Annotated in this window: 23 protein-coding genes; 14 read left to right on the forward strand and 9 right to left on the reverse strand. The window is 72.2% G+C overall.

All coding sequences use genetic code 11. From position 1 onward, the window contains the following. Positions 1-6: 6 nt before the first annotated feature. Complete coding sequence (locus tag FBY41_RS06625) at positions 7-1,551, reverse strand: phage tail sheath subtilisin-like domain-containing protein (RefSeq protein ID WP_141842527.1); 1,545 nt, start codon at positions 1,549-1,551, stop codon at positions 7-9. 171 nt (positions 1,552-1,722) lie between these two features. Here FBY41_RS06625 and FBY41_RS06630 point away from each other — a divergent pair, with 171 nt between their 5' ends. Continuing rightward, the gene (locus FBY41_RS06630) at positions 1,723-2,196 is read left to right on the forward strand and encodes a hypothetical protein (protein WP_141842528.1); all 474 of its coding nucleotides are present in this window, start codon (positions 1,723-1,725) and stop codon (positions 2,194-2,196) included. 311 nt (positions 2,197-2,507) lie between these two features. On the opposite strand, the gene FBY41_RS06635 is transcribed toward FBY41_RS06630, so the two are convergent. Both FBY41_RS06635 and FBY41_RS06640 read right to left on the reverse strand, forming a co-directional pair. Then, positions 2,508-3,413 carry a MerR family transcriptional regulator gene (locus FBY41_RS06635; RefSeq protein ID WP_141842529.1) on the reverse strand — a complete coding sequence of 302 codons (906 nt, stop codon included), beginning with the start codon at positions 3,411-3,413 and terminating at the stop codon, positions 2,508-2,510. Positions 3,414-3,420: 7 nt separating this feature from the next. Beyond that, a complete protein-coding gene (locus FBY41_RS06640; protein WP_141842530.1) occupies positions 3,421-3,873 on the reverse strand; it encodes an SRPBCC family protein in 453 nt (150 codons plus the stop codon). Positions 3,874-4,041: 168 nt separating this feature from the next. Between FBY41_RS06640 and FBY41_RS06645 the strand changes: the two genes are divergently transcribed. The 6 genes from FBY41_RS06645 (at position 4,042) to FBY41_RS06670 (ending at position 11,027) form a co-directional block, all read left to right on the forward strand. Further along, the gene (locus FBY41_RS06645; RefSeq protein WP_311769370.1) at positions 4,042-5,331 is read left to right on the forward strand and encodes an NAD(P)/FAD-dependent oxidoreductase; all 1,290 of its coding nucleotides are present in this window, start codon (positions 4,042-4,044) and stop codon (positions 5,329-5,331) included. Further along, entirely contained in the window at positions 5,328-6,083 is a 756-nt protein-coding gene (locus FBY41_RS06650) for a DUF1365 domain-containing protein (RefSeq protein WP_260439589.1), read from the forward strand. The genes FBY41_RS06645 and FBY41_RS06650 overlap by 4 nt, the downstream gene beginning before the upstream one ends. Further along, a complete protein-coding gene (locus FBY41_RS06655; protein WP_260439590.1) occupies positions 6,080-7,357 on the forward strand; it encodes an SAM-dependent methyltransferase in 1,278 nt (425 codons plus the stop codon). Before FBY41_RS06650 ends, FBY41_RS06655 begins: the two co-directional genes overlap by 4 nt. Then, the gene (locus FBY41_RS06660; RefSeq protein ID WP_141842532.1) at positions 7,357-8,712 is read left to right on the forward strand and encodes a cryptochrome/photolyase family protein; all 1,356 of its coding nucleotides are present in this window, start codon (positions 7,357-7,359) and stop codon (positions 8,710-8,712) included. Before FBY41_RS06655 ends, FBY41_RS06660 begins: the two co-directional genes overlap by 1 nt. A 130-nt stretch (positions 8,713-8,842) precedes the next feature. Continuing rightward, on the forward strand, positions 8,843-9,565 hold the full coding sequence (locus tag FBY41_RS06665; protein WP_141842533.1) for a CPBP family intramembrane glutamic endopeptidase: 723 nt from the start codon (positions 8,843-8,845) through the stop codon (positions 9,563-9,565). A 4-nt stretch (positions 9,566-9,569) separates the two neighbouring features. Next, entirely contained in the window at positions 9,570-11,027 is a 1,458-nt protein-coding gene (locus FBY41_RS06670) for a tryptophan-rich sensory protein (RefSeq protein WP_141842534.1), read from the forward strand. 183 nt (positions 11,028-11,210) lie between these two features. On the opposite strand, the gene FBY41_RS06675 is transcribed toward FBY41_RS06670, so the two are convergent. Further along, the gene (locus FBY41_RS06675; RefSeq protein ID WP_141842535.1) at positions 11,211-12,173 is read right to left on the reverse strand and encodes a GlxA family transcriptional regulator; all 963 of its coding nucleotides are present in this window, start codon (positions 12,171-12,173) and stop codon (positions 11,211-11,213) included. A 93-nt stretch (positions 12,174-12,266) separates the two neighbouring features. Between FBY41_RS06675 and FBY41_RS23335 the strand changes: the two genes are divergently transcribed. From FBY41_RS23335 to FBY41_RS06690, 4 genes are all read left to right on the forward strand, one after another. Continuing rightward, positions 12,267-12,428 carry a hypothetical protein gene (locus FBY41_RS23335; protein ID WP_185748921.1) on the forward strand — a complete coding sequence of 54 codons (162 nt, stop codon included), beginning with the start codon at positions 12,267-12,269 and terminating at the stop codon, positions 12,426-12,428. Positions 12,429-12,602: 174 nt separating this feature from the next. Continuing rightward, the gene (locus FBY41_RS06680; protein ID WP_141842536.1) at positions 12,603-13,100 is read left to right on the forward strand and encodes a cysteine dioxygenase; all 498 of its coding nucleotides are present in this window, start codon (positions 12,603-12,605) and stop codon (positions 13,098-13,100) included. Positions 13,101-13,138: 38 nt separating this feature from the next. After that, the gene (locus FBY41_RS06685; RefSeq protein ID WP_260439591.1) at positions 13,139-13,516 is read left to right on the forward strand and encodes a rhodanese-like domain-containing protein; all 378 of its coding nucleotides are present in this window, start codon (positions 13,139-13,141) and stop codon (positions 13,514-13,516) included. A 41-nt stretch (positions 13,517-13,557) separates the two neighbouring features. Continuing rightward, positions 13,558-14,292, forward strand: a complete 735-nt coding sequence (locus FBY41_RS06690) for a class I SAM-dependent DNA methyltransferase (RefSeq protein ID WP_141842538.1) — start codon at positions 13,558-13,560, stop codon at positions 14,290-14,292. 16 nt (positions 14,293-14,308) lie between these two features. On the opposite strand, the gene FBY41_RS06695 is transcribed toward FBY41_RS06690, so the two are convergent. From FBY41_RS06695 to FBY41_RS06710, 4 genes are all read right to left on the reverse strand, one after another. Further along, positions 14,309-15,685, reverse strand: coding sequence for a glutamate decarboxylase (locus FBY41_RS06695; RefSeq protein ID WP_141842539.1), 1,377 nt, complete (start codon positions 15,683-15,685; stop codon positions 14,309-14,311). A gap of 33 nt (positions 15,686-15,718) precedes the next feature. Then, complete coding sequence (locus FBY41_RS06700) at positions 15,719-16,420, reverse strand: hypothetical protein (RefSeq protein WP_185748922.1); 702 nt, start codon at positions 16,418-16,420, stop codon at positions 15,719-15,721. 19 nt (positions 16,421-16,439) lie between these two features. Beyond that, a complete protein-coding gene (locus FBY41_RS06705; RefSeq protein WP_141842540.1) occupies positions 16,440-17,813 on the reverse strand; it encodes a chloride channel protein in 1,374 nt (457 codons plus the stop codon). 209 nt (positions 17,814-18,022) lie between these two features. After that, positions 18,023-18,916, reverse strand: coding sequence for an ArgP/LysG family DNA-binding transcriptional regulator (locus tag FBY41_RS06710; RefSeq protein WP_141842541.1), 894 nt, complete (start codon positions 18,914-18,916; stop codon positions 18,023-18,025). A 69-nt stretch (positions 18,917-18,985) separates the two neighbouring features. Here FBY41_RS06710 and FBY41_RS06715 point away from each other — a divergent pair, with 69 nt between their 5' ends. From FBY41_RS06715 to FBY41_RS24150, 3 genes are all read left to right on the forward strand, one after another. Beyond that, positions 18,986-19,582 (forward strand): LysE/ArgO family amino acid transporter, encoded by a 597-nt coding sequence (locus FBY41_RS06715; protein WP_260439592.1) that lies wholly within the window; start codon positions 18,986-18,988, stop codon positions 19,580-19,582. A gap of 149 nt (positions 19,583-19,731) precedes the next feature. Beyond that, on the forward strand, positions 19,732-19,890 hold the full coding sequence (locus FBY41_RS23340; RefSeq protein WP_185748923.1) for a hypothetical protein: 159 nt from the start codon (positions 19,732-19,734) through the stop codon (positions 19,888-19,890). A gap of 83 nt (positions 19,891-19,973) precedes the next feature. Further along, positions 19,974-22,994 carry a helix-turn-helix transcriptional regulator gene (locus FBY41_RS24150; RefSeq protein WP_311769371.1) on the forward strand — a complete coding sequence of 1,007 codons (3,021 nt, stop codon included), beginning with the start codon at positions 19,974-19,976 and terminating at the stop codon, positions 22,992-22,994. 102 nt (positions 22,995-23,096) lie between these two features. On the opposite strand, the gene FBY41_RS06725 is transcribed toward FBY41_RS24150, so the two are convergent. Next, positions 23,097-24,299: an MFS transporter gene (locus FBY41_RS06725; RefSeq protein WP_141842544.1), complete on the reverse strand. Its 1,203-nt coding sequence runs from the start codon at positions 24,297-24,299 to the stop codon at positions 23,097-23,099. Positions 24,300-24,315 lie beyond the last annotated feature (16 nt).

Genomic DNA, 24,315 nt, shown 5'->3' on the forward strand with positions numbered 1-24,315 from the left:
TGCCTCCTAGACGGTCGCGGCAGCAGTCTTCTGCTGGATCGAGATGATGACGAACTCGGCCGGCTTGAGCGGGGCGAAGCCCACCTGGATGTTGACGATGCCGCGATCGATGTCGTACTGCGTCGTCGTCTCCGCGTCGCAGCGCACGAAGAAGGCGTCACGCGGTGTCGTGCCCTGGAAGGCGCCCTTGCGGAAGAGGTCCTGCATGAACGCCCCGACGGAGAGGCGGATCTGCGACCAGAGCGGCTCGTCGTTCGGCTCGAAGACGACCCACTGGGTGCCGCGGTAGAGGCTCTCCTCGAGGAAGAGCGCGAGCCGGCGCACGGGCACGTACTTGTAGTCGTCGGAGAGGGTGTCGGAGCCGCGCAGCGTCCGAGCACCCCACACGACGGCGCCGACCTCGCGGAAGGTCCGCAGGCAGTTGACCCCGACGCGGTTGAGCGAGCCGTTCTCGTCGTTCGTGAGGTTGACCGACAGGTCCACGACCCCCGTGAGCCCGGCCTCGAGTCCGGCCGGCGCCTTCCAGACCCCACGTGAGCCGTCGGTGCGGGCGATGACCCCGGCGACGGCGCCCGACGGGGCGAAGGTGTCGATGGAGCCGCCGCGCAGCGGATCGGCCCGGCGGATGCGCGGGTAGTAGAGCGCGGCGTTGCGCGTCGCGACGCCGGTGAGCCCGTTGGCCGCGGCCCACGTCGCGGCGTCCTCGACCGTGAGGACGGCCGGCGGGTCGACGACGAGGAAGGCCCGGCGCGTCACGGCGTAGGCCGCCGCCGTCGCCCAGAGCTCGGGGGGCAGCTCACCGCCGGGCGCCGGCGGTGGCAGGCAGATGAGGTTGACGAGGTCGGCCTTCTCGAGCGCGTAGAGACCACGCTTGCCGCTGTCGAAGCCGGCCCCGGCGTAGTCGTCGGCATCGACGGCGCCACCGTCGGCACCGACGTCGGCGGCGGCCACGGTGACCGTGCCCTCGGGTGGCCGGGCACCGCTCGGCGTCGCCGAGGCGCGCACGAGGAGCGAGGACTCGAGCATCCGGTCGACCCGCTGCGGCCCGTCGACCATCGTGACGTTGCGGTAGACCTCCGCGGGCGCGCTGGGGCCGGACCCCTCGCGCACGGTGAGGGTGAAGAGGTCGTCGGGCTCGACGCCGGCGCCCTGCCCCTCGGCGATGTCGGCTGCGTCCGCGGCGGAGGGGTGCGTCACCTCGACCTGGAGCACGTCGGCCCAGGCACCGGGTCCGGTCGCCTCGAGCTGGAGACCACCGACTGCGAGACGGGCCGTGCCCGCGTCGGTGTGGACGACGCGGACGACGAGGGCTGGGCCTCCGCCGTTGAGGTAGAAGTCGCGGACGGCATACCCCATGCCGCTGGCGCGCGACAGGCCGCCGAAGCGCCGCTCGAACTCCGAGAAGCTGCTGATCGGCACCGGGTCGTCGACCGGCCCGCGGGGCGCCACCCCGATGAAGGCGGCGATCGCCGTCGCCACCCCGGTGACGGTGCGACTGCCGCTCGGCACCTCGGTGATGTAGACGCCCGGATAGGTGGGGGTGATGGTCATGAGAGCTCCTTCGACGCCCGCGGTGCGCTGGCCTGACGTGCCGAGCATCTCCGCCGGGCGTCACTCACCCGTCAAACCGCCGTCACGTCGCACGCACCCTGCTGCCGGAGGTCGGGACGGCGCGAGGGACGGAGACGAGGGGCTGTCCGTTGACGCGGCTGTGACCCTGCGGTGACGCCGGGGCGCGACGCTCTGGTCGACGGCCCGATGCGGCCGCGCCTCAACCAGGAGAAGGGGATCGTCATGGTGCAGGTATCCGTCAGTGCCACCGTCAGCGTCCACGACGGGCCGATGCTCCCCGTCGGTGCGGAGCTCCAGCCGGACTCCTACGTCGTCTCGGGCGCCGACCTCGACGCGTCCGGCGGGGCCGACGACTCGGCCGAGATCGCGCTCCTGCCGACGTCGGGCGCGGTAGCGCTGCTCGCGCTGTCGTGCACCGGCGCGGACGGCGGGGCGGCGACCGTGACCGTGACGCCTGCGAACGGGGCGACGACGGGTGATGACCTCACCGTCGAGGGCAGCCTGCTCGTCGCCAACGCGAGCGTGCTCGCCGGCCTCGTCGCCGGCGGTCCGCGCACCCTGACTGTGACGAACACCGAGACCACCCCGACCCACGTCGAGATCGTCGCCTGCCTGGACGCGTGAGCCGCGCACCCTCACCCGTCGAGTGCCCACTTCCCCACGACGTATGCGTGCCGACAACTGAGCACTCGACACCCGGGGGCCGTCGAGAAGTGGGCACTCGACACCACAACACCGTCGAGTGCCCACTTCCCCACGACGTATGCGTGCCGACAACTGAGCACTCGACACCCGGGGGCCGTCGAGAACTGAGCACTCGACACCACAACACCGTCGAGTGCCCACTTCCCCACGACGTATGCGTGCCGACAACTGAGCACTCGACACCCGGGGGCCGTCGAGAAGTGGGCACTCGACTGTTGGGGCCGTGCGTGTCAGGCGGGGACGCGGAGGCGGCGCACCATCTCGCCGACGGCGACGGTGATCGAGTGGCCGAGGTGGATGCCGCCCTCGACGGCGTCCTGCTGGCTGCCGCCGAGGCCGATGACGAGCTGCGGCCGCCGCTCGCGCAGCGTGTCGACGATCTTCTGGGCCGGGGTGACGTCTTCGGGCCGGGGCACCGCGAGCACGACGCCCACGGCGTTGCGGGCCTCGACCGCCGTCGCCCAGTCGGCGACGGGCAGGTCGGCGCCGACGTAGACCGTCGCGAAGCCGACCCGGCGGGCAGCGACCGCAAAGGCGAGCAGCCCCAGCTCGTGGCGAGCCCCCGGCGGCAGGCCGATGACGAGCGACGGGCCGTCGGCCCGGCCGGAGGCGGCCTCGTAGGCGGCCGCGAGACGCCGCTGCACGGCATACGCGACGAGGTGCTCACCGGCGACGGTGAGGCGACCGTGCGCCCACTCCTCCCCGACCCGCTTGAGCGTCGGCATGAGCCAGTCGTCGATGACGTGCTCGAAGGTGCCCAGCGCGAACCGGGCGTCGAGCACCGCCGAGGCGGAGGCGCTGTCGAGACGCTCGGCAGCGCGGATGAGCGCCTCGGCGTCCTCCGACTGGATGCCGCCGTTGGACGGGCGCAGGGTAGCGACGTTGCCCGGCCGGCCACGCTCCCCGGAGTCTCGCGACGAGAGCCGGTTGAGGGTCTCGGCGGCGGCCTCGCGAGCCGACCAGCCTTCGTTGACAAGGGAGTTCATGATGGCAAGCGCCCGCACGTCGTCGGGGCCGTAGAGCCGGTAGCCGCCGTCGGAGCGTCGCGGGCTGACGACGCCGTAGCGCCGCTCCCAGGCGCGCAGGGTCGCGACGCTGATGCCCGTCAGCTCGGCGGCTCGTTTGATGGTGTACACGGTGCTCCTACTCCTGTCGGCCCAGCCGGCCGAGGGCGTCCTGCATCCCCGCCTCCGCCTCGTCGCCGAGCTTCTTGAGCGCCGGGGCGAGCAGGGGAGCGATGAGCTTCGCCACGCCCTTGAACTCGAAGGCCGCGTGATACGTCACGGTCGTCCCCTCGCCCTCGGCGGTGTGGCTGCGCATGAAGGTCATGGTGTCGTTGGCGACGACGGTGGCGTTCTCACCGCGCAGGGCGAAGCGCTCACCCGGCACGTGCTCGATCACGAGGTAGTCGAGCTCCGTCTCGCGACCGAGGAACTTCGACACGTTGTGGTAGCGGCTGCCGAGCCCGCCGTCGCCGGAGACGCGCTCCGTGCGCACGGTGCCGGGGTCCCACTCGTTCGTCGTGGTGAAGTCGCTGAGGTAGGCGAACACCGTGTCGAGGGGTTGCGCGACCGTGACGCTGCGAACGATGTCCATGCTTCTCCCAACCTTTGACAGACCTTCGACAACCACCTTACGGTGAGCGCGCAGGTTGGACAACGTGCGCCGGGTACGTCCCATCCGGCGCGGGCACCACGCCGAACTCCATCCGACCCCTCCCGGAGCGCCCCGATGGCCGCCGGACCCATCCATGAGGAGACCTCGGTGAACCGCCCCACCCGCTCGACCCCCTCCTCCGGATCGCCCCGACCCACGGTGGCCGTCATCGGTGCCGGCGTCTCCGGGCTCACAGCCGCCCACGTGCTCTCCTCGACCCACGACGTCACGCTCCTCGAGGCCGACGACCGCCTCGGCGGCCACGCGCACACCCATGACGTCGTCGGCCGCGACGGCACCCTGCGCATCGACAGCGGCTTCATCGTGCACAACGAGCGCACCTATCCGCACCTGCTCCGCCTCTTCCGAGAGCTCGACGTGCCCACCCAGGCGACCGAGATGAGCATGAGCATCCAGTGCCGCGGCTGCGGGCTGACGTATGCCGGGGGCCGCGGTCCCAAGGGCATGTTCGCCCAGCCGTGGCGGGCTGCACAGCCGCGCTTCGTGCGCCTGCTCACCGAGGTGCCACGCTTCCACCGCGAGGCGCGGGCGCTGCTCGCCGACGACTCGCGCGCGCCGACGTGGGGCGAGTTCCTCTCCGAGGGCGGCTTCTCGCCCTACTTCGTGCGGCACTTCGCCATCCCGCTCGTGTCCTGCGTGTGGTCGTGCGGCGACCTCGACGCGACCTCCTACCCGGCCCGTCACCTCTTCCGGTTCCTCGACCACCACGGCATGCTCACCGTCACGGGGTCACCCCAGTGGCGCACCGTGACGGGTGGCTCGGCCACCTACGTCGACCGGCTCGTCGAGCGGCTGTCCGACGTGCGCCGCCAGAGCCGGGTCTCCGCCGTCACCCGGCACGACGACGGCGTGGACGTGCGTGTGACCGACGGCGTGACGACCTACGACCGCGTCGTCATCGCCACCCACGCCGACCAGGCGCTCGAGCTGCTCGCCGACGCGACTCCCGACGAGAAGCGTGACCTCGGGGCAATCCGCTACTCCCGCAACGAGACCTGGCTGCACCGCGACTCGTCGGTGCTGCCGCGGCCCCGTCAGGCCAAGGCGTCGTGGAACTACCGGATGGAGGCGTGCGACGCCCCGGCCCCCGACGTGACGGTCAGCTACTGGATGAACCGCCTCCACGGCATCGACGACGGCGACGACCACGTGGTGACGCTCAACCCGGCCGGTCACGTCGACCCCGCCACCGTGACCGCCCGGATGACCTACGACCACCCGATCTTCACCGCCGAGGCCGTCGAGGCGGCGGGCCGGCTCCGCGAGGCGGGCGGCGAGCGGCTCGCCTTTGCCGGGGCGCACCTCGGCTGGGGCTTCCACGAGGACGGCTGCCGCTCGGGAGTCGAGGCCGCCCAGTCCTTCGGGGTGCGCTGGTGACGGCGGTCCTCACCCCCCCACCGGTGCCGGCCCTCGTCGACGGCACCGTGGCCCACTCGCGCCGCACGCCGATGACCAACACCTTCTCGCACGACCACTACCAGTGGCTCGTCGACATCGACGACCTGCCCCGACTTCCTTGGCCGACAAGGCTGCTCGCGCAGTTCGATGCTCGTGACCACCTCGACGGGGGCCGGCTCGGCGGCGGTCTGCGCGGCGACGTCGAGCGCTTCCTCGCCCGACGCGGCATCCCGTTGGGGGCGGACGACCGCGTCCTCATGCTCGCCAACGCGCGGGTGCTCGGCCACACCTTCGACCCGCTCTCGGTCTTCTGGTGCCTGCGCCCCGACGACAGCCTCGTCGCAGTCGTCTTCGAGGTGCACAACACCTACGGCGAGCGCCACGCCTACCTGCTCGACGTCGACGACGCCGGCACGGCGACCGTCGACAAGGCCTTCTACGTCTCCCCCTTCAACGACGTCTCGGGCACGTATGCCGTCCGCCTCGTCCTCACTCCCGATGCCGTCTCGGTCACCGTGCGTCTCGATCGCGACGGCGAGACCGTGCTGACCGCCGTGACCCGCGGCACCCCGGTGCCGGCGACCCCCCGCGCGCTCCGCCGCCTCGTGCGGCGGCACGGCCTCATGACCCAGCGCGTGACCACCTTGATCAGAGCCCACGGCATCTCGCTGTGGCTGCGCCGGCTGCCTGTCGTGCCCCGGCCCCGACACCCCGAGGAGGCTGTCCGATGACAACCGTGCCCACCCCCATGACCCAGCCGCTGTGCCTGCGACGCCCGGCCCTGCGCCACTTCTGCGTGCGAGCGCGGGTCGCCCGCGGCATCCTCGCGCAGGTGACCAAGCGCGTGCCCATCGACATCGTCATGCCCGACGGCGACCTCATCGACGGCGGCGTGCGACGCGCCGACCACGCCGCCATCGAGATCCTTCGGCCGACGGCCCTCTTCGAGCGCCTGGCCCACCACCCCAAGATCGGCATCGGCGAGGCCTACATGGCGGGCGACTGGAAGGCGGCGGAGGGCACCGACCTCGTCGACGTCCTCATGCCCTTCGCCGAGCGCATGACGACCGCCGTCCCGCCGTGGCTGCTGTCGCTGCGCGGCGTCGTCGACCGGCGCATCCCGTCGGCGCAACGCAACTCGCTGCTCGGCTCGCGGCGCAACATCGAGGCGCACTACGATCTGTCCAACGACCTCTTCGCGACCTTCCTCGACGAGACGATGAGCTACAGCTCCGCCCTCTTCGACGACGGGCTGCCCCTGGAGACACAGGACTTCGAGGAGGCGCAGCTGCGCAAGGTCCACGCGATCCTCGACATGGCGAAGGTCGGTCAGGACACCCGTCTGCTCGAGATCGGCACCGGTTGGGGAACGCTCGCGCTCGAGGCCGCCCGCCGTGGGGCCGTCGTGACAAGCGTGACGCTCTCGCGCGAGCAGGCCGCTCTCGCCCGTGGGCGCGTCGCCGACGCCGGGCTCGCCGACCGGGTCGACATCCGCATCCAGGACTACCGCGAGGTCGAGGGCGAGTTCGACGCCGTCGTCAGCGTCGAGATGATCGAGGCGGTGGGCGAGGAGTACTGGGAGACCTACTTCCGCACCATCGACGAGCGGCTCGCCCCCGGCGGGATCGCCGCGGTCCAGGCCATCCTCATGTCGCACGAGCGGCTGCTCGCGACGAAGCACTCCTACGGCTGGATCCAGAAGCACATCTTCCCCGGAGGCCTCATCCCGAGCCTCGAGGCGATCAGCGAGACCACCGACGCCGCCACGACCCTGCAGATCACCGGCGTCGACGCCTTCGGCACCGACTACGCCGAGACCCTGCGGCGGTGGCGCGAGACGTTCCTCGCACGCTGGCCCGAGGTCAACGCGCTGGGCTTCGACGAGACCTTCCGCCGCAAGTGGGAGTTCTACCTCGCCTACTGCCAGGCGGGCTTCGCGACCGGCTACCTCGACGTCGCCCAGGTGCGCTTCGAGCGCGGGGGCGTCCCGACCGCGGTGGCGTGATGGCAGCGGCCCCGCCCTCGATCCTGTGGTTCCGCCGCGACCTGCGGCTGCGTGACCACCCGGCGCTCCTCGCCGCGTGCGGGGCGGGGTCGGCCCTGCCGCTCTTCGTGCTCGACCCGCGCCTGCTCGAGGCCGACACCCCGCGCACGCGCCGGCTGCTCGCCTCCGTCGCGGCACTGTCCGCCGACACTCGCGGCGCCCTCGTCGTGCGCCGCGGCGACCCGGCCGAGCTGGTCCCCCGCCTCGCCGGCGAGGTCGGCGCGCAGCAGGTGCACGTCTCGCGCGAGACGACCCCCTACGGCCGGCGCCGGGACGAGAGGGTGGCCGAGGCGCTGCGCGCCGACGGGCGAGAGCTCGTCGCCACGGGCACGCCGTATGCCGTCGGGCCGGGTCGCGTCGTCAACCAGTCGGGCACGCCCTACAAGGTGTTCACCCCGTTCTCGCGGGCCTGGCACCAGCACGGCCGCCCCGCGCCGGCCGAGCGTCCGGCGCGCATCCCGTGGTTCCGCGGCGAGGTGCGCAGCGACGACCTGCCCGAGACCCCGCGCGTCGAGGCCGGGGAGCGTGCCGCGCTGGAGCGGTGGGCAGCCTTCCTCGAGAGCGGCCTCACGGCATACGGCAAGGAGCGCGACCGGCCCGACCTCGACTCGACGAGCCGGATGTCGGCGGCGCTCAAGTACGGCGAGATCCACCCCCGCACGATGCTCGCCGACATCGCGGCCCGGTCGAGCGGCCGCTCCCCGGGCGCCGACACCTACGTCACCGAGCTCATCTGGCGCGAGTTCTACGCCGACGTGCTGTGGCACCACCCCGAGTCGGCATGGCACGACCTGCGGCCCGAGCTCGCCAAGCTGCCCTACGACGACGGGCCCGAGACCGACCGGCTCGTCGACGCGTGGCGCGAGGGGCGCACCGGCTACCCCATCGTCGACGCCGGCATGCGCCAGCTCCTCGCGGAGGGGTGGATGCACAACCGGCTGCGGATGATCACCGCGAGCTTCCTCACCAAGGACCTTCACGTCTGGTGGCCCGTCGGTGCGCGGCACTTCCTCGACCACCTCGTCGACGGCGACATCGCCTCCAACAACCACGGCTGGCAGTGGGTCGCAGGCACGGGCACCGACGCCTCGCCCTACTTCCGGGTGTTCAACCCCGTGACCCAGGGCAAGAAGTTCGATCCGGCGGGCGACTACGTGCGACGGTGGGTGCCGGAGCTGCGCCATCTCACCGGATCGGAGGTGCACGAGCCGTGGAAGCACCCGAACGGGTACGACAGCGACTATGCGCGCCCCGTCGTCGACCACGACGAGGAGCGCAGGGAGACACTGGCGCGCTACGAGTCGGCGCGCCGGTGAGACCGGGCGTGAGACCGGGCGTGAGGGCGGGCGTGAGACCTGGTGTGCTGCCGGGCCGTCGCGAGGGCGACAGGGTCTCGGCAGGGACCGGACGGCAGACGGACGACAGCGGCGAAGCGAAGGAGGGGTGGTGAGAGGTCCGATCGGCGAGCTGCGCGCCTTCATCGACGCAGCCCTGCTCGACCCCGTCGCCGACCAGCACGACGACCCGCCCGAGGCGCGCACGCGCCGCCGCGTCGTCGTCGCGATCACCTTCGTCGTCGGCTCTGCCGTGCTCGCGTGGGCGCTGCGGATCCCCGCCGGCGACTCTCTCTTCTACACGGCATCCCTCGCGCTCGCGGCCGTGTGGGGCGTCGGCGCCATCGCGTCGGGGCCGCTCCACTTCGGTCGCGGCCACACCCGCAGCGGCGAGCGGGAGGCGCGGCCGGTGGTCCAGTCGCTCGCGCTCGGTGCACTGCTGCTCGCGATCTTCCTCGTCGCGGCGCTCGTCATCGCCCGGATCCCCGTGCTGCGCGAACCCGTCGACGCCCTGCTCGACCACGCGCGCTTCGGCTCACTGCCCGTGGTGCTCGCCATCACGATGCTCAACGGCATCGTCGAGGAGCTCTACTTCCGCGGGGCGCTGTATGCCGCCCTGCCGTCGCACGCCGTCGCCATCACGACGGTGCTCTACGCCCTGACGACGATCGGCAGCGGCATCCCGCTCCTCGTGCTGGCGGCCTCCATCCTCGGCCTCGTCACCGCGCTCCAACGCCGGGTCACCGGCGGCATCCTCGGCCCGATCATCACGCACGTCACGTGGTCGACCGGCATGCTCCTGCTCCTCCCACCCGCCCTCGAGCTCACCAGGTGATCGCATGACCTCCTCTCCGTCCACTGCCGCAGCCACCGCACCGGGTGGCGAGGCCGCCGCGCCCGCCGGCCGCACCGCCCTCGTGACGGGCGCCTCCGGCTACATCGGCGGCCAGCTCGTGCCGCGGCTGCTCGACACCGGGTGGCGCGTCAAGGTGCTGACGCGGCGCCGGGCGTCGCTCGACGACCGGCCGTGGGTCGATCGTGTCGAGGTCGTCGAGGGTGACGTCTCGAGCGCGAGCGACATGCGAGCCGCGCTGTCCGGGGTCGAGGCGGCCTGGTACCTCGTGCACTCGATGGACGACCGGCCGGACTTCGAGAAGCGTGACCGCGAGGCTGCGACGACGTTCGCCGAGGCCGCTGCCGCCGAGGGCGTGTCGCGCATCGTCTACCTCGGTGGGTTGCACCCCGACGACGAGGTGCTCTCGCCGCACCTCGCGTCGCGCGTCGAGGTCGGCCGGATCTTCCTCGACGCACCGGTGCCCGCCGCGGTGCTGCAGGCCGCCGTGGTGCTCGGCGACGGCTCGGCGTCGTTCGACATGCTGCGCTACCTCACGACCCGTCTGCCCGCGATGGTCGCGCCGAAGTGGCTCGACAACAAGATCCAGCCGATCGCCGTCGACGACGTCATGACGCTGCTCGCCGGCGCCGGCGACCTGCCGCCCGAGGTCAACCGCACCTTCGACATCGGCGGGGACGAGGTGCTCACCTACCGCGAGATGATCGGACGCTTCTCCGACGCGACGGGACGCCGTCGGCCGCTCGTCGTCACGGTGCCGGTCCTCACGCCGCGCCTCGCGAGCCACTGGGTCGGGCTCGTGACGCCGATCTCGGCGGGACTCGCCAAGCCGCTCGTCGGCAGCCTCGTCCACGAGGTCGTCGCCAAGGAGCGCGACATCGACGACTACGTCGACGTGCCCGGCGGCTACATCGACTTCGACACCGCGGTGCAGTCGGCGATGCGCACGGCTGCCCCCGACACCGCGCTGCGCAACCTCGCCCTCACGTCGGCTGCGACGGTCGCGGCTGCTCTCGCGGGTTCGATTGCGACGCAGCCGAACTCGTCGTACTACCGCTCGCTCGACCTCCCCGACTGGCAGCCACCTGCCGCCGCGTTCCCCGTCGTGTGGACCGCGCTCTATGCCGACATCGCCGCGAGCTCCGCGACGGTGCTCAACGCCTACGACAAGGCCGGCGACGAGCAGGGCCGCTCTGACTACCTCAAGGCCTTCGGCACGAACCTCGCGATCAACGCCGCCTGGAGCGCGGTCTTCTGGCGCTCGCGGCGGCCCTGGGCGGCGGCCGCTCACGCCGCGCTGCTCACCGCGAGCTCGGCCGACCTCGCGCGGCGGGCGGGGCAGGCGAGCAAGGGCGCCGGCATCGCCCTCTCCCCGTATGCCGTGTGGTGCGGTTTCGCGACCGTCCTCTCCGCCGCGATCGCCCGCCGCAACCCCCGCCGCTGACGCAATCGAAAGAGCACTCCGTCGCTGTCGAGTACGGGGGAGTTCGCGCACCCTCGGACGACGGAGTGCTCTTTCGATCACGGACGACGGGCAGACGGAATGCTCTTTCGATGGGTTGATCGGGCTGGCTAGGAATTTCTAGCGTCCAGCCGATAGAGCGGCATACGGGGTGATCGACCCCTGTCAGCCGGCGGCGGGCTGGTGCGTGAACGCCTTGCGATAGGTGAGCGGCGCCACCCCGATCTGCCGCTGGAAGTGGTGGCGGAGCACCGCGCCTGTGGCGAACCCGCTCTCGCGGGCGATCCGCTCGACGTCGAAGTCCGTCGTCTCGAGGAGCCGGCGCGCCCGCAGCACGCGCTGGGCCGTGAGCCACTGGTGCGGCGTCGTGCCCACCTCGGCACTGAACCGCCGCGCAAAGGTGCGCTCCGACATCGCCGCCTGCCGCGCGAGCGAGGCCACCGTGTGGTCGCCGTCGAGGTGCTCGAGCACCGCGTCAAGCACCTCCTGGAGGCTGTCGCACGGCTGGTCGGGCACGGGAGTCTCGACGTACTGCCGCTGCCCACCCGACCGGTGCGGGGGCACGACCATCCGACGGGCGATGCGCGTGGCCACCTCCGAGCCGAGCTCGGTGCGCACGAGGTGCAGGCAGGCGTCGATGCCTGCAGCCGTGCCGGCGCTCGTGATGATCGGCCCGTCCTCGACATAGAGGACGTCGAGGTCGACCGCGGCGTCGGGGCACAGCTCGGCCAACCGGGCGGCATACCGCCAGTGGGTCGTGCAGGCGCGCCCCGTGAGCAGGCCGGCGGCAGCGAGCGTGAAGGCGCCGGAGCAGACGGACAGCACCCGGCCTCCACGGTCGACCGTCTCGCGCAGGACCTCGAGGATCTCCGGCTCGAAGGGACCCTCGACGCTTCCTGCGGGCACGGCGACGAGGTCGGCGTCACGAACCCCGTCGAGTCCGTGGGTGGCGACGACGCCGACGCCACCCGTCGAGCGGATGACCTCCCCGGGCCGTGACGCGCACACGCGGAAGTCGAAGGCCGGGACACCGTCGTCGGTGCGGTCGACGCCGAAGACCTCGCAGAGCACGCCGAGTTCGAAGACGGCCACGGGCTCCTGCACGACGACGGCAACGGTCTTCAGCATCCACCCATGATGCCAGCACATTGGCAGGAAATCGATGGCAAGCGACAGAACTGCCACTGGTGGCGGGATCTGGACGAGCGCAGACTTTCTGCCATGGACATCATCATCGCCTTCGCAGCCCTCATCGCCCTCGTCGTCGCCCTGGCGCCGCACCACCGCCGCACCGTCGGCCTCCCGCGAGCGCCGCTCGGGGCCGACCTCGATGTCGACCACGACCTCGACCGCGTGCTCCACGACCTCAGCACCGACCGCTGAACACCCGTCAACCGGCGGTTGCAGGGCCCCACGCTCATAAGTTAGCGTTGTGACCATGCAAAGCCTTGGTTATGTGACAGCAGGTGTCACCGAGCGATGTCGAATGGCTGCCTGACCGGCCGACAGCGCTCTGTTCCCACCACCTGCTCCCTCACCTGACCGAAAGGCACCACCATGTCCCGCGGCGCCCAGCGCACCTCCGTCCACCTCGCCGACACCGCCCGCCGCCTGGCTCGCCAGCGCGCCCTCTGGCAGGGCCTCGTCGACTTCGACCCCATCTCGCGCCACTATGCGCAGCTGCACGCCGATGCCGACCACGAGGCGTGGCTGCTCACGTGGCTGCCCGGTCAGGGCACCCCGTGGCACGACCACGGCGGTAGCGCCGGATCGTTCGTCGTCCTGCAGGGAGTGCTCACCGAGGAGGTCGCCGGCTACCGTCAGGCCGCCGACCTCGACGGCACCCGGCGCATCCCGGCGACCGGGGTGCGCCTCTCGCCCGGCGACCAGCGCACCTTCGGAACGCGCCACCTGCACCGGGTCACCAACGTCGGCCCTGACCCGGCCGTCAGCCTGCACGTCTACGCGCCCAAGCTCACGGCCATGACGAACTACCGGGACGCCGACGGCGTTCTCGAGCCCATCGAGCAGGCGCGCGTGGGGGTGGACTGGTGACGGCGGGCTCGACACGTCGTCCCCGGACGATCGACGACGTGCTCACGGAGGCGCGCTCGCAGCTGCGCCGCGTGACGCCCGAGGAGGCCGACGCCGCATACCGCTCGGGGGCCGTGATCATCGACATCCGACCGGCCGCACAGCGGGCAGCCGAGGGGGAGCTGCCGATCGCGACCGTCATCGAGCGCAACGTGCTCGAGTGGCGCCTCGACCCCGCGAGCGACGCGGCCCTGCCGTTCGCACACCACGACCTCGAGGTCGTCGTGCTCTGTCAGGAGGGCTACACCTCCAGCCTCGCCGCGGCCGCCCTCCAGGAGCTCGGCATCCGCCGCGCCACCGACGTCATCGGGGGGTATGCCGCCTGGCGCGCCTGGGAGGGCACGGTGCCGCGCGCGACCGACGACGACGACCGATAACCGCTCGACACGCTGCGCGACCAGTCGTCAGGATCGGTGGGATGACGAGCAGCGACCTGTGGGACGACTCCACCGCCCGGCGGTACGACGAGGCCACGTCCGACATGTTCGCGCCGGACGTGCTCGGCCCGACGCTCGACGTCCTCGCCGAGCTGGCCGGGTCCGGCCCCGCGCTCGAGCTGGCGATCGGCACGGGCCGGGTCGGGGTGCCGCTCCGCACGCGTGGCGTGCCGGTGAGCGGCATCGAGCTGTCTGCGCCGATGGTCGCCCAGCTGCGGCGGAAGGTCGACGACGCCACGCTCCCCGTGGCGATCGGTGACATGGCGACGACAAGGGTCCCGGGTGAGTTCGCCCTCGTCTACCTCGTCTTCAACACGATCGGCAACCTGCGCACGCAAGCGGAGCAGGTCGCGTGCTTCCGCAACGCCGCCGCGCACCTGCGATCCGGCGGGCGCTTCGTCATCGAGCTGGTGGTGCCTCCCCTGCGACGCTTCCCGCCGGGGCAGGCCGGGGTGCCGTTCGACATCAGCGAACGCCACCTGGGGTTCGACACCTACGACCTCGCCACGCAGCAGGGCACGTCACACCACTACACGACGGAGCCGGACGGCTCGATCCGCTACGGCGCCAGCAACTTCCGCTACATCTGGCCCGGCGAGTGCGACCTCATGGCGCAGCTCGCCGGGCTCGAGCTCGAGCACCGCTGGGCCGACTGGCACCGCAGCCCCTTCACCTCCGACAGCGAGAGCCACGTCTCGGTCTGGCGCAAGCCGTAAGGGTCGGCGCGGCCGCTCAGTGGCCGGGGCCGACGACCATCCTCGCCCGCTCCGACTCGTGGGCCCCGCCCTTGGCCGCGAGGGTCGTGCACGCGTCCTCGATGTCGCGCGCCAGGGTGTCGACGTGCTCGCGACTCATCGTCTCCTTGACGAGGGCCCGCATGATCGTGACGTCGTGCGCGTCGGGCGGCATCGTGTAGGCGGGGACCATCCAGCCGCGCTCGGCCGACAGCTGCCACGCGATGTCGAACTCGTTGTAGGGGTGGTCGCCGGTCAGGCGGAAGGCGACGAGCGGCAGCTGCTCCTCGTCGCGGCCGATCAGCTCGAAGCGGCCCATGGCCTCGAGCTTGTCGCCGAGCAGCCGGGCGTTCTCCTGCATGTTGCGCATGATGTACGTGTAGCCCTGACGGCCGTAGCGCACGAGGTTGTAGTACTGCGCGAGCACCATCGCCGACCCGGTGGAGAAGTTGAGGGTGAACGTCGAGTCGGTCTTGCCGAGGTAGTTCTCCATGAAGACGAGGTCGGGGGCGAGGTCGGACACCTCGCGGAAGATGAGCCAGCCGATGCCGGGGTAGACGAGCCCGAACTTGTGGCCCGACACGTTGATCGAGCGCACCTGCTCGAGCCGGAAGTCCCAGGGTGAGTCCGGGTAGAGGAAGGGCCACACGAAGCCCCCGCTCGCACCGTCGATGTGCAGCGGCACGTCGAGGCCCCGCTCCTGCTTCAGCTGCACCAGCAGGTCGTTGATGCCGACGATGTCGTCCCTGTGGCCGGTGAAGGTCGTGCCGAGCACGGCCGCGACACCGATGGTGTTCTCGTCGATGTGCGGCGCGACGTCGCCGGGCCCGATCGTGTACTTGCCGCGCTGGAGCGGCACGATGCGCGGCTCCACGTCGAAGTAGCGGCAGAACTTCTCCCACACGACGTGCACGTCACCGCCGAAGACGAGGTTGGGCCGGTCGGTCGAGCCGCCCTCGGCCTGGCGACGGGTGCGCCAGTTCCACTTCAGCGACAGGGCGCCGAGCATGATCGCCTCGGACGAGCCCTGGGTCCGCGCACCGGTCGTCTCACCGGGGGCGTGGAAGAGGTCGGCGAGCATGCGGATGCAGCGCTGCTCGATCTCGGCCGTGCGGGGGTACTCCGCGTGGTCGATGAAGTTGCGGTGCAGGTTCTCGGCGATGATCCGTTGCGCCTCCGGCTCCATCCAGGTCGTCACGAAGGTCGCGAGGTTGCGGCCCGGTTCGCCCTCGAGCGCAAGGTCCTCGGCCACGAGCCGCATGGCGTCGACCGCGGTCATGCCGACATCGGGAAACTCCCGGCTCGGCACCTCCTGGGTGACGAAGCGATTGCCGTAGAGGGCTGCGGCGGCATTGATCTCGGACGGTGTGGTCATGCTCTTCTCCTTGCAGGTGGGCGGGCTTCGAGGTCAGGGGGGTGGGGCCGTGGCGGCCGGCGCGACGGCCCGGCGCCAGGCCGGCAGCATGAGGGCGGCGCCGACGAGGAAGCACACGGCGCCCCAGAAGGTTCCGGCGACGGCAAGACGGGCCCCGAGCAGCTCGTCGGTGCTCGGTACGACGTAGCTGGCGACGGCCGAGGCCATGAAGAGCACGGAGCCGAGCATGTTGACCCAGGCGATGCGCCACGGCATCGACTGCGGCTCGAGGGTGAAGAACCGGCGCGACACGGCGAGCACACCGATCGCGCTGGAGACGAGGAAGAGCACCGACCCGAAGAGGTCCGGCCGCCACACGTACCGGTCGGCCTCGGCGGCTGTCGCGTTGTGCGTCAGCGCGGCCACCGTGCTGATGTTGAAGAACACCGTGCCGGGGAACTGCACGGCGGCGGCGAGCCACGCGCGGTCGTGCGGCAGCCAGCCCCAGAGGCGGACCGGGGCGCGCTCGTGCTGGGTCACCTCGTCGACCCCGGTCATCGCCGGGGTCTGCGACTGGACGAGCTGGGCATAGGAGGCGCTCGTGAAGAAGACCGACCCGATGACGTAGGTGATGCCGTCGACCCACCCGCCGATGGCATTGACGTATGCCGGCACTGAGCCGAGCACGAAGCACGCGGACCCGATCATGAACAGCCACGCGATCATCGCGTTGAGGCGGTCCGGTCGGGCGGTCATCAGGGTGCCTCTGTCAGCCTCAGCCCGCCCCGGCCGACCGGTGAGCCCCGGCCGGGTCGTGCGACCCAGCGGGCTGCGGCGGCCCGGGTGTCGGCAGGACGGTCGTGACGACGAACGACACGACGACGGCCACGACGACCTGCGGGGTGATCGTGAGCCCGTCGGTGCCCATGAGCAGCGTTGCGAGCAGGACGGAGGTGAGCGGCAGCCGGAGCATCGCGCAGCACATCGCGCCGATGCCCGTGCCGATGGCAGCGGCCAGCTCCATGCCCGGCAGGCCACTGACCGCGATGCCGAGCGCCGCCCCGATGAACATCGCGGGGAACACCGGGCCACCGCGGAAGGCGCTGAGCGACAGGCCGTAGGCGATGCCCTTGAAGAGACCGAGGAGAAGCACGACGTCGAGGGAGTAGCCGGCCGCGTTGGCGACGAGCTCGGGCAGCGCGTCCTGTCCTGAGAACAGCACTCGGGTGAAGGACTGCCCGGTCGTCACCTGGAACGCCGTGGAACACAGCCCGATGAGCACGCCGAGCACCACCGTGACCGGCACGCGGTTGCGGTGCACGTGGGGACGCACCGTGAGCGCGACCCACCGGATGGCCCAGCCCAGCACCGCACCGAGGATGCCGACCGGGACCGCCCACAGCAGGGACGCGATGGTGGGCGGCAGCCCGGGTGGCACGGTGGGCAGCGCCAGGGAGAAGGTGCCAAGGCCCGTCCAGGCGTTCATCCCCACGAAGACGAGCGCCCCGATGCCCGAAGCGAGCAGGCCGGGCAGGGCGACGAGGCTGAGGGTGGCACCCGCGATGCCGGCGGCCTCCATGATGAGGAAGGCGCCGAGCAACGGCGACCCGAGCAACGTGCTGACAGCCGCGAAACTGCCCGCGGACGCCATGATCGTCACCGCCATCGGCGGCGCGTCGCGCTTCACGAGACGCACGGCGAGCGCTCCGAGGCCGCCGCCGATCGCGATGAGGGGAGCCTCCGGGCCGAGCACCGCGCCGAGGCCGAGGGTCGCCAGGGCGGCGATGATGATGCCGGGCAGGTCGCGGCCCGCCGCGGGCCCGGTGCCGGTCTGGAACCCCAGCGAGGGAGAGTGACCCGCCGTGCCCGGCAGGCGGCTGATCGTCAACGCGACGAGGAGACCGCAGAGAGCGAGCCAGGGCACGGGCCACCAGGCCGGCGTGTCTCCGTCGAAGAGGCCCGAGGGCAGGTCGTCGAAGAGGTAGGTCTGCAGCCAGCCGGTGAGGGCGAGGAAGCCGTACGCGACAACGGAGATCGGGATGCCGAGCAGCGCGGCGAGCACGAGCGCGGAGAGGTACTCCTTGGACCTGACGACACTCGCGAGGTCGGGAGCGGGCGGCGCGGCGGGCGGCGAGGTCGCGTCAGTCACCCCGGGTAGCCTCCTCACACGAGCGAGCTCGTCGCTCGCGGCGGGGATGTGCGTGCAGGGCCAACCTAACGCCGCACCCCAGTCCCGCGTGGCCGATCCGCGAAGACGGCAGGTGACCCCGCGCACTCGCCTTCAGCGGCCGCGTTCCGCCCGCGCGACAAGGCTCACGGTCCTCCGCAGCGTTCAGCCTCAGCGTTCAGCCTCAGCGTTCAGCCGCCGCGTCGAGGACGCAGGCCCGCCAGGGCGGACTCGCGACGCACGAGGTCGCTCAAGCGGTCGAGGTGGGTCGACGGCAGCCGCCACCGCTGCCAGTAGAGCGGCACGTCGACGTGGTCGCGTGACCCGAGGCGCACGAGGTCCCCGCGCTCCAGCAGTGGGGACAGCTGCGAGCTGAGCAGCGCGCCCCATCCGAGCCCAGCCACCACCGCGGCGACGAACGCCGCACCGTCCGGCACCTCGTGCGTGGGGGGTGCGTCGACGACGCCGTGACGGTCGAGGATGCGCTGCTGCAGGTCGTCCTTGTCGTTGAAGCGCACGACCGGCATCGTCGCCCAGCCGACACCCCGGCGCGTACGGTGGCGCTCGACGAGGGCGGGTGTCGCGGCGGGCAGGTAGCGCATCGTCACGAGCGGCTCAGTCGAGCAGCCCTGCACGGGAGTCGGATCCGAGGTGACGGCACCGAGCACCTCACCCGACCGGAGGAGCCGGGCAGAGTGGTCCTGGTCCTCGACCCGCAGGCGCAGCACGACGTCGTCCCAGACCGCGCACCCCGCGATGACCCTGCCGAACCACGTCGCCATCGAGTCGGCGTTGACCGCCACCGCGAGGTCGATCCGCTCGCTCTGCCGCGGCGCAAGCTCGGCCACGGTCTCCGCCGCGAGCAGCGCCTGCTGGCGAGCCAGCCGCACGAGCGCCTCCCCCGTCGGCGTCGCTCGACACGGCGCTGCCCGCACGACGAGGACGTGCCCGACCTCCGACTCGAGAGCCTTGACCCGCTGGCTGACCGCCGAGGGGGTGACGTGCAGGCGCCGGGCAGCCGCCTCGAAGGTGCCCGTGTCGACGATGGCGAGGAGGGCGGCGAGCTGGTCGGTCTGCAGACGCATGAAGCAATGCTAATGAAGCGTGAGAAACCTTCGCTTCCCTCAACTGGCCACGACACCTACCGTCGGAGAGTGACCTCCCTCCTGCCCGGCTTCCTCACGATGGCCTCGCTCATCGTCGCCATCGGTGCGCAGAACGCCTACGTGCTGCGGGTCGGGCTGACGCGTCGCCACGTCGGCCTCGTCGTCGCCGTCTGTGCGCTCTCCGACGCCGTGCTCGTCGTGGCCGGGGTGCTCGGCGTGGGACGCATCGTCACCGCGCACCCCGCGGTGCTCACCTGGGTGCGGTGGATCGGGGCGGCATACCTCGTCGGCTTCGGCATCACGTGCCTGTGGCGGGCCCGCCGACCCAGCACGCTCGTGGCGAGCGTTGCCGTCGGCACCCGGGGCAGCGTGCTCGCAACGGTGCTCGCGCTCACGTGGCTCAACCCGCACGTCTACCTCGACACCGTGCTCCTCGTGGGCTCGATCGCCAACCAGCACGGCCCGGCCGGGCGCTGGTGGTTCACGGCGGGCGCCGCCCTGGCGAGCGTCACGTGGTTCGCCGGGCTCGGCTACGGCGCGCGCGTGCTGGCGCCGCTCTTCGCGAGGCCGGGCACGTGGCGGGTGCTCGACGTCGTCATCGGGCTCGTCATGTTCGTCATCGCCGCCGCCCTCCTGCTGGGTTGAGGCCCTGGCTCAGCCCTACCTCAGACCTACCTCAGAGGGGACCTCAGCCTCCGGCGCCCTCGCGAATACGACGTCCTCCCGATGTGGGGCGCTACCTCAGGCGCCGACTCTGGATGTGTCAGCACGAAGGCACGAGCAGAGGACTCATCATGATCACCACCTACACCGACTTCCGCCTCGTCAAGGCGGAGATGGCCACCCGCTACCCGGCACGCCGCCCGGTCCGGCGCGACTCGTCGCTCGAGATCATGCGGCGCACCCTGGCGCGCAACAGCCGTGAGGAGCTGGACCCCGGCCACCGGCGGTGAGCACCGCCACGGCGCCCGTCGCGCCACCGGCGCCTGTCGCGCCTGACGCGCCTGACGCGCCTGACGCGCCTGACGCGACGACAATGTCGGTGACGCTGTCGGCGGACTACGCGATGATTCCGCGTATGCCGCCGCGCACCGGCTCGCTCATCGGCCGCACCGCCGATCTCGCCCACCTCACAGACGCCGTCGGGCTCCACCCCGCAGAGGGCTCGGAGCCCGGGGGCGTCGTCGTGCTGTCCGGTGACGCCGGCATCGGCAAGTCTCGCCTGCTCGCCCAGCTGCGCGTCGACGCCGAGGCGGCCGGCTGGTCGACGGCCGTCGGCCACTGCGTCGGACAGGCCGGCAGCGCGCTCGCCTACCTCCCCTTCGTCGAGCTCATCGGGACCCTCGACGCCGACCGTCTCGACCTCGTCGACCACGTGCTGGCGACCCACCCGAGCCTTCGCCACCTGCTGCCGGGGCGCGGCGAGCCCTCCGCGGCGGCGTCGTCCCCTCCTGCCGGTTCTGCCGGCTCGACCGACCCCGGCCAGGTGGCCGAGGCGGTGCACGCCCTCCTGACTGCCTGCGGCGCCGCGCAGCCGACGCTCGTCGTCGTCGAGGACGTCCACTGGGCCGACCACTCCTCGCGCGACCTGCTCACCCTCCTGCTCACCCGCGGCTTCTCCACGGCCGTGGGTCTCGTCGTCAGCTACCGCTCCGACGACCTGCACCGCCGCCACCCCCTGCACGAGACGCTCGCCGTGTGGGACCGCATCGCCGGTCTCGAGCACGTCGACCTCGCGCCGCTGCCCGCCCCGGCCGTGCACGAGCTCGTGTCGGGGCTCGTGTCCGGGCTCGAGGGCGCGCCCGACGATCCCGTGACGGTCGACGAGATCGCCCGCCGCGCCCAGGGCAACCCCTTCTTCGCCGAGGAGCTCGTCGCGAGCGCGGCCGCCGGGCAGTCGCTCACCGGAGGGCTGAGCCGGGTGCTGCGCGCCCGCGTCGACCAGCTCGACGAGACGACCCAGCGCGTCCTGCGCGTCATCGCGCTCAAGGGGGGTCAGCACGTTGGCCACGAGCTGCTCTCGCGCGTCGCGGGGGTGCCCGACGAGGCCCTCGAGGCGGCGATCGCCGAGGCGGTCGAGCGGCACGTGCTCGAGGCCTCGTGGCCGCCCGCCTACACCTTCCGCCACGCGCTGCTCGGTGAGGCCGTCGCCGACACCCTCCTGCCGGGCGAGCGGCTGCGCCTCCACCGGGCGTATGCCGCCGTGCTGGCCGAGCGCCCGGACCTCGCCCCCGCCTCCGAGCTCGCCCGCCACGCCGCCGCCGTCGGTGACCTGCCGACCGCGGTCGCCGCGAGCCGGGCCGCGGGCGAGTCCGCCATGGAGATGGGCGGCCCCCAGGATGCGCTCCAGCACTTCGAGCGCGCGCTCGGGTGGCTCGACGAGGACGACCCCGAGCGCGACGCGCTCACCCTGCGGGCATCCGCGGCGGCGATGGTGGCCGGCGAGCCGGTCCGGGCCATCGACCTGCTGCGCGACCGCCTCGACCACCCGGGCCGCGCGCAGGACCCCGAGACGCGCGCCGACCTGCTTGCCACCCTCGTGATCCGCGCCCGCATCCTCGACCTGCCCACCGACGCCCTGGCACTCACCGACGAGGCGATGGCGCTCATCGGCGAGGTGGCCGACGAGCGCAGGGTGCGGGTGCTCGTCGCGCGGCTCCAGGCGCTCGTCGACATCGGCCACTACATGGACGCGGCCGTCGTCGGCACCGAGGTGTCGATGCTCGCCGAGCGCCTCGGCCTCCAGCGGGCGCAGGCCGAGGTGCGCACGATCATGGCCCGGGTGCTCGAGGCCCAGGAGGACCTCGACGCCGTGGAGGCGCACCTGCGCACGGTGGCCGACGACCTGCCGCGCGACGACCCGCTCCGGCTGCGGGTGCTGCACCAGCTCGCGTCGATCGCGCACCGTCGCGGCGACCTGCCGGCCGCGCTGGCGCAGTACGACGCCGGTGCCGCAGTGGCGCGTCAGATGCACCGCGAGTGGGCACCCTGGGGGCAGGAGTGCCGCCTGCTCGGGGGCCTCACGGCATACGAGCTCGGTGACTGGGACGGCGCGACGCGGCGGCTCAGCCTCAGCGGGGCGCCCGCTCCGCAGCCCGGCCGCTCGATCTTCACCGGCGCGCTCCTCTCGGTGAGCGCCGGCCGCGGCGAGGCCGTCGAGCCCGCCGTGCTCACCGAGCTCCGGGAGTGGTGGCCCGTCGACGGCCTCTGCGTCGTGCTCACCGTCATGCCCGGCATCGACCTGCTCGCGCAGGCAGGAGATCTGGCCGGGGCCCTCGACCTCGCCGAGGACGCCGAGCAGGCGCTTGACCGCGCGTGGGGCGACTACTTCGCGATCGTGCGCCTCGCCGCGCTCGTCGCCGGACAGGTGGCGAGCGCGAGCGGGCACCTCGACCCCCTGCCTCGACGCCGTGCCGTCGACGTCGCCCGCCGGCTCGGGGCGAGGGCCCTCGCCTTCGCCCGGGCCGACGACGCGGACGTCGTCTGCCGGCCCGCCTACGAGCGATCGACAGGCGATCAGCTCGAGGACACGAGCCGTGAGGCCTGGGCGTGGCTCGCGCGACTCGAGGCCGAGCTCGCCCGGCTCGACCACGAGGCCGGTGACGGCGCCTCCCCGTCGGCCGCGTCGCTCGCCGAGGCATGGCGCCGCAGCGTCACGGCCTTCGACCGCTATGGGCACGTCTTCGAGGCGGCCCGCTCCCGCGCGCGGCTCGCAGCCGCGCTGCACGCGGCCGGTGACGAGGAGGCCTCCCGTGCGGCTGCGGCACGAGCCCGTGAGGTCGCGGTGGCCCTCGGGGCCGGGCCGCTCCTCGCCGAGCTCGACAGCCTGCAGCCCGCGGCAGCTGCGCCGGGCACGGCCGAGACCCCGCTGACGCCCCGCGAGGTCGAGGTCCTCGGACTGCTCTCGCAGGGCCTCACGAACGGACAGATCGGCCGACACCTCTTCATCAGCACGAAGACGGTGAGCGTGCACGTCTCCAACCTGCTCGCCAAGCTCGGCGCCTCCGGACGCACCGAGGCAGCCGCGATCGCCCGTCGCCGCGGGCTCGTGCCGTGACCTGGGGCGTCCCCGCCCTCGGTGCCGGCTCGACCAGTGTCCTGCCAGCCCCACGGCCAGTGATGCACCTCACCTGACGCAAGGGCACCGAGACGCGACCCCTCAGGCCACCGAGGCACCCCTGAGGATCAGGCGCGAACGGCGCAGCCCCGGGATGAGGGCGATCGAGACGACCACCGACGCGACCGCCATGACACCCATGGCCTGAGCCGCTGCCACCGGCCCGACCCCCAGCGCGCCGGCCACCACCCCACCGAGCAGTGCCCCGAGGGCCTGGCCCACCATGAGGCCGGTGCTCTGCAGCCCGAAGACCTGGCCGCGCATCTCGCCGTCGGTGTGCGTGACGAGCCGCTCCTGCAGCGGAAGGCTCGCGGAGTAGCCCGCCGAGGCCACGAAGGCCAGCACGGCGGCATACGGCAACAAGGGAACGAGGAAGAACGCGAGGTAGGGCACCGCGAGGAGGAAGCGCAGTGGCCCGATCAGCCTGTCGCGCAAGGCAGTCGGCACGAAGCGCCCGACGACGATGTCGCCGAGGAGCATGCCCGCGGCGGAGACCGCGAAGAGATAGCCGGCCCGCCCCCCGGCGAACGGCACGAAGAGCGCCTCGCACCCGACGATGAGCCCGTTGGGCACCCAGAGCGTGAGGTAGACCGGTCGGACGACCCGCGAGCCGAGCAGCCGGCGGTTGACCTCCCGCGTGCGCCCCACGACCGAGGTCCTCGCGGCGCGGGGCGGGTGGTCGGCGAGACCGAGGCGCAGCAGCACGACGGCGACCGCCAGAGCGACCGCCGACCCGAGGAACAGCTGGGTCGTCGTGAAGCGGACGAGCAGGAGTCCGGCGACCCCGAAGCCGACGATCTGCATGCCGCCGACGGCGATGTTCATCGTCGCCCGGCCGAGGATGAAGCCGTCGGGCGGGAGGATGTCGGAGACGAGCGCCATCATGCTGCCGCCGAGCGCCGACGTGACGAGCGGTGGCAGCGCGAGCAGGACGAAGCGCCAGCCCCACGGCAGGTCGGGGATCGCCTGGAGCAGGTCCGCCACGAGCGTCGCGGAGACGACGAGCACGATGGCCGTGCGCGGCCGCACGAGGTCCGCGCCCGAGCCGAAGAGGCTCTGGCCCACGAGCCGCAGCAGCGGCGCACCGAACATCGCGAGCGCCGTCAGCACCGTCGAGCCGGTGGCCTCGAAGGTGATCGTGCCGAGCGCGAGGGACGCGACGGCATACGCCCCGATGTTGAGGCACTGGACGACGAAGAGCACCCGGAACTCACGCACGGCGAACAGCTGTCGGTAGGTCCTCACTCGCTCGAGCCTGACA

The organism is Humibacillus xanthopallidus (genome assembly GCF_006716675.1).
GTDB classification, from domain to species: Bacteria; Actinomycetota; Actinomycetes; order Actinomycetales; family Dermatophilaceae; genus Humibacillus; species Humibacillus xanthopallidus_B.